10 protein-coding genes are annotated in these 11,642 nt (G+C 64.2%); 8 read left to right on the forward strand and 2 right to left on the reverse strand.

The window, feature by feature from the left end; all coding sequences use genetic code 11:
* Positions 1-70 precede the first annotated feature (70 nt).
* The 8 genes from ACKWRH_RS12145 to ACKWRH_RS12180 all read left to right on the forward strand — a co-directional run bounded on the left by ACKWRH_RS12145 (position 71) and on the right by ACKWRH_RS12180 (position 8,203).
* Positions 71-1,615 (forward strand): ABC transporter substrate-binding protein, encoded by a 1,545-nt coding sequence (locus ACKWRH_RS12145; RefSeq protein ID WP_445220712.1) that lies wholly within the window; start codon positions 71-73, stop codon positions 1,613-1,615.
* A 7-nt stretch (positions 1,616-1,622) separates the two neighbouring features.
* The gene (locus ACKWRH_RS12150) at positions 1,623-2,573 is read left to right on the forward strand and encodes an ABC transporter permease (protein WP_445220713.1); all 951 of its coding nucleotides are present in this window, start codon (positions 1,623-1,625) and stop codon (positions 2,571-2,573) included.
* Positions 2,560-3,429: an ABC transporter permease gene (locus ACKWRH_RS12155; RefSeq protein WP_445220714.1), complete on the forward strand. Its 870-nt coding sequence runs from the start codon at positions 2,560-2,562 to the stop codon at positions 3,427-3,429. The genes ACKWRH_RS12150 and ACKWRH_RS12155 overlap by 14 nt, the downstream gene beginning before the upstream one ends.
* On the forward strand, positions 3,426-4,418 hold the full coding sequence (locus ACKWRH_RS12160; RefSeq protein ID WP_445220715.1) for an ABC transporter ATP-binding protein: 993 nt from the start codon (positions 3,426-3,428) through the stop codon (positions 4,416-4,418). Before ACKWRH_RS12155 ends, ACKWRH_RS12160 begins: the two co-directional genes overlap by 4 nt.
* Positions 4,415-5,386, forward strand: a complete 972-nt coding sequence (locus tag ACKWRH_RS12165) for an ABC transporter ATP-binding protein (RefSeq protein ID WP_445220716.1) — start codon at positions 4,415-4,417, stop codon at positions 5,384-5,386. The genes ACKWRH_RS12160 and ACKWRH_RS12165 overlap by 4 nt, the downstream gene beginning before the upstream one ends.
* Before the next feature lie 82 nt (positions 5,387-5,468).
* A complete protein-coding gene (locus tag ACKWRH_RS12170; RefSeq protein ID WP_014497044.1) occupies positions 5,469-6,536 on the forward strand; it encodes an alcohol dehydrogenase in 1,068 nt (355 codons plus the stop codon).
* A gap of 133 nt (positions 6,537-6,669) precedes the next feature.
* Positions 6,670-7,749: an isocitrate/isopropylmalate dehydrogenase family protein gene (locus tag ACKWRH_RS12175; RefSeq protein ID WP_445220717.1), complete on the forward strand. Its 1,080-nt coding sequence runs from the start codon at positions 6,670-6,672 to the stop codon at positions 7,747-7,749.
* A 37-nt stretch (positions 7,750-7,786) separates the two neighbouring features.
* Positions 7,787-8,203: an ASCH domain-containing protein gene (locus tag ACKWRH_RS12180; RefSeq protein ID WP_445220718.1), complete on the forward strand. Its 417-nt coding sequence runs from the start codon at positions 7,787-7,789 to the stop codon at positions 8,201-8,203.
* Positions 8,204-8,548: 345 nt separating this feature from the next.
* Here the strand turns inward: ACKWRH_RS12180 and ACKWRH_RS12185 are convergent, their stop codons facing one another.
* Both ACKWRH_RS12185 and ACKWRH_RS12190 read right to left on the reverse strand, forming a co-directional pair.
* Entirely contained in the window at positions 8,549-10,231 is a 1,683-nt protein-coding gene (locus ACKWRH_RS12185; protein ID WP_445220719.1) for a flavin-containing monooxygenase, read from the reverse strand.
* A gap of 188 nt (positions 10,232-10,419) precedes the next feature.
* A complete protein-coding gene (locus ACKWRH_RS12190; RefSeq protein WP_445220720.1) occupies positions 10,420-11,619 on the reverse strand; it encodes a serine hydrolase domain-containing protein in 1,200 nt (399 codons plus the stop codon).
* Between the last annotated feature and the right edge of the window lie 23 nt (positions 11,620-11,642).

An 11,642-nucleotide genomic window follows, 5' to 3' on the forward strand; every position in this document is an offset into this window, starting at 1 on the left:
AGCATTTATCGCCAATCTCGCCCGAGTCATTCGACGATCCGAAACATCGGACGGGATCCCGGGAGGAACCATGACGTATCTTGCTGCCGCGGCGCGCAAACACGCGCCGATTTTCCTTGTTGCGGCATTTGCTCTCCTTCCGCCGGCTGAGCAGGCGCAGGCGCAGAAGGCGGGCGGCAGCATCACCGTCGGTCAGGAGCTGGAGATTACGGGCTTCGATCCGCTCAAGGTCGGGGTCTACGACACCTCGACTTTCACCGCCGCGGCCGCGATCTTCGACACGCTCACCACGCTCGATGACAAGGGCGAGGCCGCGCCAAAGCTGGCAGTGTCCTGGACCCATTCCGACGATTACAAGAGCTGGACCTTCAAGCTGCGCCAGGGCGTGAAATTCCACGACGGCACGCCGTTCAATGCGCAGGCCTTCAAGGAGAACTTCGACCGGCAGAAGGACCCCGCCAACAAGTGCCGCTGCGCCTTCTACATCACCAACGTCAAGGAGGTGCTGGCGCCCGACGAATATACTGTCGTCTACAATCTCACCGATCCAGCCGTGAACCTGCCGGCGACGAACACCATCCAGAGCCAGAACAACGTCGTGCATTCGCCGACGGCGTGGAAGACCAAGGGCGACGACTACAATCGCAATCCCGTCGGCACCGGTCCCTACATCCTGAAATCATGGACGGCCGGCGATCGCATGGTGCTGGAGAAGAACCCGGACTACTGGGACAAGGGCCGTCCGTATCTCGACCGCATCATCCTGAAGCCGCTGCCCGACGCGCAATCGCGCTTCGCCTCGCTGCAATCGGGCGAGGCCGACATCATCTGGGACGACGAGAACGACGCCGACAACATCATGAAGGCGCAGAAGGACCCCAAGCTCACCGTGCACACCTACAAGGGCTCGGGCGCGCAGGTCTATGCCTTCAACACCAAGGTCGCGCCGTTCGACGACGTCCGGGTGCGGCAGGCGCTGGTGATGGCGATCGATCGTCCAAAGATGTCGCAGGCAATCAGCAACGGCCTGAGCCGGCCCGCGAGCAACCCTTACGGCGACGGCTCCTGGGTAAAGTGCAAGGACGACGGCGCGCTGCCGTTCGACGTGGAGAAGGCCAAGGCGCTGATCAAGGACTATGGCAAGCCCGTTGAGTTCAAGACGCTGGTGACTGCGACGCCGCGCGGCCGCATGATCGGCCAAGTGCTCCAGCAATTCTGGAAGCGCGTCGGTGCCAATATGGAGATCGAGCAGGTCGACCAGGCCACCATCCCGCCGCGCGCCTTCATGCGTCAGTTCCAGCTTATACCATGGCGCATCGTCGACCTCGCCGATCCCGATCCGCAGATGTATGCGAATTTCCGCAGCGGCAGCCCACTGGCGCTGGCCAACTTCGCCGATCCGGAGCTCGACCGGCTGCTCGACCACTCCCGCGTCACCGCCGATCCCGCCGCGCGTATCGAGGACTATTGCGCGATCAGCCGCCTGATCAACAAGGAGGCAGTCTGGTTCTGGACCTTCCAGAACACCTATTACGCGCTGTCGAGCGCCAAGCTGAAGGGCTTTCCGAAAATGTACAACGGCGTGATCGACGTCTCGACCGCCTGGCTGGAATGACCACGCGATGCTGAACTTCGTCGCGCGGCGGCTCCTTGCCATCCTGCCGGTGCTGCTCGCCGTCTCGCTGCTCACCTACCTGATCGCCTCGTTGCTGCCGGGCGACCTTGCGTATGTCATCCTCGGCGATCAGGCGACGCCGGAGAATGTCGCCGCACTTCGCCGTGACATGGGGCTCGACCAGCCGCTGTGGTGGCGTTATCTGAGCTGGCTCGGCCACGTCCTGCAAGGCGATCTCGGCCGCTCCTTCCGCACCGGGCAGACGGTGTTGCAGGCGGTGGCCGAACGCATTCCGGTCTCGCTCGAATTGATGCTGATGGCCGAATTCATCGGGCTCCTGATCGGCGTCCCGCTCGCGATCGCCTGCGCCGCGCGCGCCGGTGGCGCCTTCGACCGCTTCATGACCGGCAGCGCCTTCGCCATGCTGTCGATGCCGTCCTTTCTGATGGCGATCCTGCTGATCTATCTGTTCGCGGTCGAGCTGCGCTGGCTGCCGGCGACCGGCTATGTGCCGTTTACGGAGGAGCCGCTCAGCAATTTGCGCTTCTTCGTGCTGCCGGCGCTGACGCTGGCGCTGGCGGAATGGCCGGGCATCATGCGGGTGCTGCGCTCCGACATGATCGCGACCCTGCAGGAGGACTACATTGCTCTCGCGAAAGCAAAAGGCCTCAAGCCCGCGCGCATCCTGTTCGTGCATGCGCTCAAGCCGTCGTCGCTGACCCTGGTGACGGTCACTGGCATCAATATCGGTCGCCTGCTGGGAGGCACGCTGATCGTGGAATCGATCTTCGCGCTGCCGGGCATCGGCCGCCTGCTGGTTGGCGCGATCTACACCCGCGACCTCGTCATCCTCCAGGGCGTGGTGCTCCTGGTCGCCTCGGGTTTCGTCATCGTGAATTTCATCGTCGACATGCTCTATGCCGTGCTCGATCCGAGGATCCGCCATGGCCACGCTTGAGCTCTCCATCCAGGACGAGGTGTCCGCACCCGTCCGCCGCGGCCGCAGGCTCGGCCTGTTGTTCTGGTTCGCGAGCGCCTGGCTAGCAATTGTCCTGACGCTCGCAATCCTCGCGCCGGTGCTGCCGCTGCAGAACCCTGTAGACATGGACATGCTGGAGCGCCGTGCCGCGTTCTCCGGGGAACACTGGCTCGGCACCGACGGGCTCGGCCGCGACGAATTCGCCCGCCTGATCTTTGGCGCGCGCGTCTCGCTGACGGTGGGACTGATCGCGCCGATGATCGGCCTTGCGCTCGGCGGCGCGCTTGGTCTCCTCGCCGGCTATTTCCGCGGCCGGTTCGAGACGCTGGTGGTCGGCAGCATGGACGTGCTGCTGGCGTTTCCGCCGCTGATCTTTGCGCTCGCGGTGACCGCCTATCTCGGCCAGTCCATTCCCAATCTCACCCTGATCCTCGGTGTGCTCGGCATTCCCGCCTTCATGCGGGTGGCGCGCGCGGCCACGCTGACGCTGGCGCGGCGCGAGTTCGTGATCGCGGCCGAGGCGCTCGGCGCCAGCCATGCGCGCATCCTGCTGCGCGAGCTGCTGCCGAACGTGATCCTACCGCTGCTGGCTTTCTTCCTGCTCGGCGTCGCCGTCACCATCGTGGTCGAGGGCGCGCTGTCCTTCCTCGGTCTCGGCGTGCCGCCGCCGATGGCGAGCTGGGGCAGCATGATCGGCGAGGGGCGCGACAGCCTCGACGTCGCGCCGCGGCTGGCCTTCCTGCCGGCAACAGCGCTGTTCTTGACCGTGCTGGCCTTCAACCTGGTCGGCGACACCTTGCGGGCGCTGACCGACCCGCGTCAGGGGGCGCTGTGAGCGCGCCGCTTCTGACCATCGAGGATGTGGCAGTCGAGCTGCCGACCCCGCGCGGCAATCTGCGCGCCGTGGATCATGTCGACCTGTCGCTGGAGGCGGGCCGCACGCTCGGCATCGTCGGCGAATCCGGCTGCGGCAAGACCATGCTGTCGCGCGCAGTGCTTCAGCTCTTGCCGAAGAAGGCGAAGCTGACCGGGCGCGTGATGTTCGACGGCCAGGATCTGGTGCGGCTCGACTCCGAGCGTCTGCGGCGCCTGCGGGGGCGTGACCTCGCGGTCGTGTTCCAGGACCCCATGACCTCGCTCAATCCGGTGCTCACCATCGGCACACAGCTGATGGAGACGATCCAGGAACATCTCGAGCTCGATGCGCCGGCGGCGCGGAAGCGCAGCATCGAGCTGCTCGCCGCCGTCGGTATTCCGGCGCCGGAGCAGCGGCTCGCGCAATATCCGCATCAATGTTCCGGCGGCATGCGCCAGCGCATCGCGATTGCGATCGCGTTGTCCTGCGAGCCGAAACTGTTGATCGCGGACGAGCCGACCACGGCGCTCGATGTCACCATCCAGGCGCAGATCCTCGACCTGCTGGCGCGCGAGCAGCGCCGCCGCCACATGGCGATGATCATCATCACCCACGATCTCGGCGTCGTCGCCGGCCGTGCCGACGAGGTCGCAGTGATGTATGCGGGCAGGGTGGTCGAGCGCGCGCCGACGCAGGCGTTGTTCAAGCGCATGCACATGCCCTACACCGAGGCGCTGCTGGCGGCGATCCCGAAGCTGGACACCGCGCCGCATACGCCGTTGCCGGCCATCTCCGGCCGTCCGCCCGATCCGACCCGGCCACTGAAGGGGTGCTCCTTCGCACCACGCTGCCGTTATGCCGCAGGAAGCTGCCATGAGGCCAAGCCCGAATTGAAGAGTGCGGAGATGCCGGGACATGTCTATGCTTGCTTCCATCCGATCCAGATGACGGAGGGAATTGGCGCATGATGCAGCTGGCCGTGCGCGACGAGCCGCTCCTGAACGTCGACAATCTCGTCGTCGAATATGGTCTCGGCAACAAGACGGTGCATGCCGTTTCCGGCGTCAGCCTCCAGGTCGCGCGCGGTGAGACGCTGGGGCTGGTCGGCGAATCCGGCTGCGGCAAGTCGACGCTGGGGCGCGCGGTGCTGCAATTGCGCCGCGCCAAGTCCGGCCGCGTGCTGTTCGACGGCGAGGACCTCACCGCGATGGAGGGCGAGGCGCTGCGCAAGATGCGCCGCCGCGTGCAACTGATCTTCCAGGACCCGATCGCCTCGCTCAATCCACGCCGCCGCATCGGCGACATCGTCGCCGAGCCGCTCATCATCGCCGGCGTCAAGGATGCCGCCGAGCGCAAGCGGCGCGTTCACGAGGTGCTGTCCGCGGTCGGGCTCGACCCTGACATCGTGGCGGACCGCCTGCCGCACGAATTCTCCGGCGGCCAGTGCCAGCGCATCTGCATCGCGCGATCGCTGGTGCTCAACCCCGAATTCATCGTCTGCGACGAGCCGGTCTCGGCGCTCGACGTCTCCATCCGCGCGCAGATCCTCAATCTGCTCGAGGAGATGAAAGCACGCTTCGGCCTGACGCTGCTGTTCATCGCGCATGACCTCGCGGTGGTGAAAGCGGTCAGCGACCGCGTCGCGGTGATGTATCTCGGCCGGCTCTGCGAGGTCGGGCCGTCGGAACAATTGTTTGCAAAGCCCGCGCATCCCTACACGGACCTGCTGTTGCAGGCGATCCCGGTGCCGGATCCGGACGTGCGTCCCGTCGAGAGTGTGGCGACCGGCGAGCCGCCATCGCCGATTGCACCGCCGTCCGGCTGCCGCTTCCGCACCCGCTGCCCGCGGGCCGACCAGCGATGCAGCGCGGAGATACCGGAGTTGCGCGAAGTCGCACCCGGCCAGTTCGCGGCTTGCCACCATCCTTTGGCCTAAACTAAAGACGGTAGCGGATTTGTTTCGCCCCGCCGGTCGTGGCATGGTGGCGCGACAACGAGAAGCATGCGGGAGGACGCCGATGAAGAGTTTCAAGGTCGCCGATTTCAAGGCGCCGCTGCAGGAGTTCGACGAGGCCACGCCGCAGCCGTCGGGCACGCAGGTGCTGATCAAGGTGAAGGCCGCCGGCGTCTGCCACAGCGACCTCCACATCTGGGAAGGCGGCTACGATCTCGGCCACGGCCGCAAGCCGCTGTCGCTGAAGGACCGCGGCATCAACCTGCCGCTGACCATGGGCCATGAGACGGTCGGCGAAATCGCAGCCTTCGGCCCCGACGTGAAGCCGACCGACCAGGGCGATCTCAGGCTCGGCGATGTCGGCCTGGTCTATCCCTGGATCGGCTGCGGCAAGTGCGCCACGTGCCTGGCCGGTGACGAGAACATGTGCCTGACGCCGCGCTCGCTCGGCGTCTATTGCGACGGCGGCTATTCCGACCACATGCTGGTGCCGCATCCGCGCTATCTGCTCAACCTGAAGGGCCTCGATCCCGCGACGACCGCGCCCTATGCCTGCTCGGGCGTCACCACCTACAGCGCGCTGAAGAAGGTCGAGCAGCATTTTGACACGCCGATCGTGATGTTCGGCGCCGGCGGTCTCGGCCTGATGGCGCTGTCGCTGCTGAAGGCAATGGGCGGCAAGGGCGCGATCATGGTCGACATCGACGCCAGGAAGCGCGAGGCCGCGGAAAAGGCCGGCGCGCTCGCGACCGTCGATCCCAAGGCGCCGGACGCGCTGGAGCAGCTTGCCAAAAAGGCGGGCGGGCCGATCCGCGCCGTGATCGATCTCGTCGGTAACGCCGCGACCACGCAACTCGGCTTCGATTGCCTGACCAAGGGCGGCAAGCTCGTCATCGTCGGCCTGTTCGGCGGCGGCGCGACCTGGGCGCTGCCGCTGATCCCGATCAAGGCGGTGACGATCCAGGGCAGCTATGTCGGCAATTTGCGCGAGACGCAGGAGCTGCTCGACCTCGTGCGCGCGAAGAACGTGCCGCCGATCCCGGTGACGCGCCAGCCGCTCAACAAGGCCAATGACGCGCTGGTGCAATTGCAGCAGGGCGCGGTGGTCGGTCGCACGGTGCTGACGCCGTAGTCTCACTCTCTCCGTCGTCATTGCGAGCGAAGCGAAGGAATCCAGAAATCCCTCCGCGGACACAGTCTGGATTGCTTCGTCGCTTCGCTCCTCGCAATGACGGGCCACACCTTTCTTCACGCAGAGAACCCCCATGTCCGCAAACAACGCCTTTCACATTGCCGTGCTCGCCGGTGACGGCATCGGTCCCGAAGTCATGGCACCCGCCATCGAAGTCCTGCGCAAGATCGAGGCGAAGTCCGGCCTGAGCTTCCGTTTTACCGAGGCGCCCGCGGGCGCCAACAATTATCTCGCGACCGGCAAGTCGATGCCCGATACCACCATCAAGCTGTGCGAGGAGGCGGACGCGATCCTGCTCGGCGCCTGCGGACTGCCGTCGGTCCGCTACCCTGACAACACGGAGATCGCGCCGCAGATCGAACTGCGGTTCATCTTCGATCTCTACGCTGGCGTGCGCCCCGCGCGCCTCATTCCGGGCGTGCCGAGCCCGATCGTCGGCGCCGACCAGCGCGGCATCGATCTCGTCGTGATCCGCGAATCCACCGAAGGCCTGTTCGCCTCGATGGGCAAGGGCGTCGTCACCCATGAGGACGCGCGCGAGACCATGGTGATCACGCGCAAGACCTCCGAACGCCTGTTCGAGTTCTCGTTTCGGCTCGCCGAGCGGCGCAAGGCGCGCGGCAAGCCGGGGATGCTGACCTGCGTCGACAAGGCGAACGTGTTCAAGGCCTTTGCGTTCTTCCGCGGTATCTTCGACGAGATCGAGAAGAAGCATCCGAACGTGAAGACCGATCGTCTCTATGTCGATGCCTGCTCGGCGATGCTGGTGAAGCGTCCTTGGGATTTCGACGTGATGGTGATGGAGAACATGTTCGGCGACATCGTCTCCGACATCACCGCGAGCCTGATCGGTGGCCTCGGCATGGCGCCGTCCGCCGACATCGGCGACAAATATGCCGTGTTCCAGCCCTGCCACGGCACCGCACCCGATATCATGGGGCAGGGCAAGGCCAATCCCACCGGCATGATCCTGTCGGCGGCGATGATGCTCGATTGGCTCGCCGACAAGCACGGCGTCGAGAGCGCGGCGGAAGCCGGCGAGCAGATCGAGCGTGCGGTGGATCAGATCTACGCCGGCGGCATCAAGCCGATGGAGTTCGGCGGCAGCAATGGCACGGCCGACATCACCAAGTCGGTGCTGGCGGCTCTGTAGTTACCGCAGGCGGTCGATATCGGAGGAGCGGAAGTCAATGAGCAATCCGGTTCCCGAGCACTATCGGCACCTCCGGACCTTCGCCTTCGGCGACAATCCCGCGCTCGCGGATGAATTGGTCGAACTCGTCGTCAAGGGCGTCAAGACCGCGACTTGCAGCACGGAAGACGAACCGAACACGTCCACGCCCGGTGAGCTCTGGGTCGTGCTTGACGGACGGGGAGAACCGCGCTGCGTCATCGAATCCGTCGAGATCACCTATCGGCGCTTCAGTGAAGTCGATGCTGTCTTTGCGCACGATGAGGGCGAAGGCGATCGAAGCCTCGCCTATTGGCGCAGCGCCCATCGGACCTATTTCGGCCGGCTCGGACGATTCAGCGAGGACATGATGCTGATGTGCGAGCGCTTTCGCCTGATCGACGTGTTCGGGGATCTCCCGCCTTCGGAACCGTAACTGATGGCCGCATAGCCCTCTTATTTGAGGGCAGGAGGTCCGGCCGCATCTCAAAGCGTCTGCTTTGGATCAGCAGACGACAAATCCACTGCGGTCTCCATAGGTTCGTTAGGGGCCAGATTCGCAAGAGCGCGTACTAAGCAAGCCTGCCGACTGGCGTCGTAAGACTGATCGTCCCTGGCGGCCGGCGGACTGGATCGCGTTAGAGGTCCACTATAGGTCAATCGCGGCATGCCGACGATGCCTCGAGCACGCCCGCTTTAGCGCCCTGAACGGAGATCATCAGCGCGACCATGACGGGAGCCGCGACATTGAACGCAGCGCCCGGTCATGGCTCGTTTGCGTCTATTCGGCCGCAATCGTGTGCATGGTTCCGCTTTGGCCAGTGCTTCTGAATACGAAGCCCTCGTAGCCCTTCTCTGCGACCTCGGCGCACTTTCTGCGGTATCCGCCCACGCCCTCCGGGCCGAGATAGGGCATGAATCGACGCGGCTTGCCTTCTATGTTGGCGCCCATGTACCAGGAATTGGTGCCGGGCATGAGGGTCGAGTTCACGATTTCGGTGACGTGGGCGCCCCATGCGTCCTGCGCTTCCGGGCTCGCCTCAATCGTTGAAAGTTTGCTTCTTCGCATGTGGGCGATGCATTCGGTGATCCATTCGACATGCTGCTCTATCGAGACCGGCATGTTCGACAGCACCGAAGGGCTTTGCGGACCGGTAATCGTGAACAGGTTGGGATAACCGGCGATCGCCAGGCCAAGATAGGTCTGTGGGCCATCCGCCCATTCTTGCGCCAGCGTCCGGCCGCCGCGACCCTTGATGCCAAGGTTCTTCAGCGGACCGGTCATCGCGTCGAAGCCGGTGGCGATGACGATGATGTCGAGCGGATACTCCTTGCCGCCCGCTCGAATGCCATTCGGCGTGATCTCCTCGATAGGACCGTCGGTGCTCGCATCCACCAGCGCTACGTTCTTCTTGTTGAAGGTCTCAAAATAGTTGGTGTCCAACGGTTGGCGCTTGGTGCCGTAGGGATAGGACTTGGGCGTCAACTTCTCGGCGATCGCCGGGTCGTTGACGACCGAGCGGATCTTTCGCTTGAGGTAGTCGGCGATGACGTCGTTCGCCTCCTTGGAAAAGAACATGTCCTGATAGTTCGCCAGCCAGAAGGCGAAGCCGCCCGCATCCCACATCTTGTCGAACTGCTTCTCGCGTTCCTCGGGCGTTGTCTCGAGCACCGACTGCGGTATGAAACTCAGCTCGAAGCCGAAGAAGGAATCCTTGATGCGCTGCCGGATTCCGTCGTAATCGGCCTTGCGCGCCCTGGTAACCTCGGGATCGACACGGCCGTTGCGGGCCGGCACGCAGAAGTTCGGCGTGCGCTGAAACACGGTCAAGTGCTTGGCTTGTTGCGCAATCTCCGGAATCGCCTGCACCGCGGTCGCCCCAGTGCCGATGACGCCTACACGCTTGGCGGTGAAGTCGACACCATCGTGCGGCCACTGGCTCGTGTGGTAGCACTTGCCGTTGAAGGAGCTCAGCCCCTCGATCGATGGTACGTTCGCGGTCGACAGGGCCCCGACGGCTGGGATGACGTAGCGCGTCGTCACGGCGTCGCCCTTGTCGGTGCGTACGGTCCATAGGTCAGTGTCCTCATCGAAGAGGACTTCGACGACGCACTTGCCGAACTGGATGTCGGGCTTCAGGTCGAAGCGCTCGGCGCAGTGCTCGAGGTAGCGCAGGATCTCGTCCTGCTCCGGGTAGCGCTCGGACCAGTTCCACTCCTGCAACAGGTTCTTGTCGAAAGTGTAACAGTAGATGTAGCTGTCGGAGTCGCAGCGCGCGCCGGGATAACGATTCCAGTACCAGGTGCCGCCGACACCGTCGCCGGCCTCGAACACCGTGACGTTCAAGTCGAGCTTGTCGCGCAGCGAATGCAGCATATACATGCCGGAGAACCCGGCGCCGATGATGATCGCATCGAAGTCGGCTTTCGCGCCAGCGCGTTGCGCGGATTCAATATTTGTCATGACCTACCTCGCGTTGTGAGAACTCTCCGTGCATTCGTGTTCAATGGTTCTCCGCCTTGTGAAGGCGCCCGCCTGCGGGTGCAGAACGGAAGCTCCGCGCCATCGGAAAGCCCGCGCTCACGGTGCCCTCGCTCCATCGAGTCTGGAAAGCGGAGGCGCCGTGGCGCAGGTAGGCCGCTCGCCCGGCACTACGCCGCGGCGCGCGCCTCGCCGGTGGCGTAGGCGGCAGTCTCGAATTCCATGTAGCCGCCGAAGGAGGTCGGGTCGCCGAACGGCAGGATTTGCGTCGCCCAATACCCGCCGAACCCATTCTTGCGATCGATCCAGTAGAACGTGTTGGCGAGTCCAGCCCAACCGATAGCTCCGGCCGGTCGGCCGGTCGGCGCGTCCTCGTCGTTCACCATGAAGGTTAAGCACCAGGACTTCTTCAGGCCGGGAAAGAACTCGGCATCGTTCGACAGGGTCGGAATGATGCCGGGTAGCATCGTGACGGTCTGATGTGCCTGTAGGCCGTTCCGCACGGCGGCCTCGACCGTTTCCTTCTTGAGCACACGACCCTGCGATCCGGCCCCGTCGTTCAGCCACATGCGAATGAATTTCATGTACTCGCCGATCGAGCCATAGAGACCGTGGCCGCCCATGTGGACCTCGGGCTCAGGCGGCAGTTGCATATCCGGGAGGGGAGTCAGCGATCCGTCGGCTTCGCGTTGGTGGATCGTGGCGAGGCGCGAACGCATCGGAGGGGTCAGCGAAAAGGCGATGTCCTCCATGCCGAGTGGCGCAAAGATCCGCTCCCTCATCACCTCGCCAAGGCGCTTGCCGCGGATGCTTTCGACGACTTGGCCGGCCCAGTCGATATTGCTGCCATATTCCCATTTGTCGCCAGGATCGAACAGTAGCGGCGTGTTCAGGGATGCCTTCGAGCAGGTCACCACGCTCGGCTGGCCGCGCTCCTGTGCCAAGCGAAGGTAATTGGCGTTGAAGAAATCGTAGCCAAGGCCGGCGGTGTGCAGCATTAGCATCCGGGTCGTGATGTCGCGCGTCGGAGCTCGCAGTTTCGGATTGCCCTTGGCATCGAACCCGGTGAGCACCTCGAGCTTGCCAATGTCAGGCACGTAGTTCTTGGCGGGGGCATCCAGGTCGAGTTTGCCGTCCTCGACGCATTGCAGGACCGCCGTGCCAGTGATGGCCTTCGTGGTCGAGAAGATCGCAAACACGGTATCGGTCGTCATTGCCTGGCGTCCGCCAAGGCTGCGCTCGCCGGCCGAGCCTTCATAGATGTTGGCCGAGCGATCCGTGATCATCGCTACCACGCCGGGAACGCGGTCCTTGCCAGTCACGACCTTTTGCAGAATCCCGTCACACGCGCTTTTTAGATTGATACCCATAGGCGTTTCTCCCGTTGCCGTGT

This window comes from Bradyrhizobium sp. Pa8 (genome assembly GCF_052588265.1).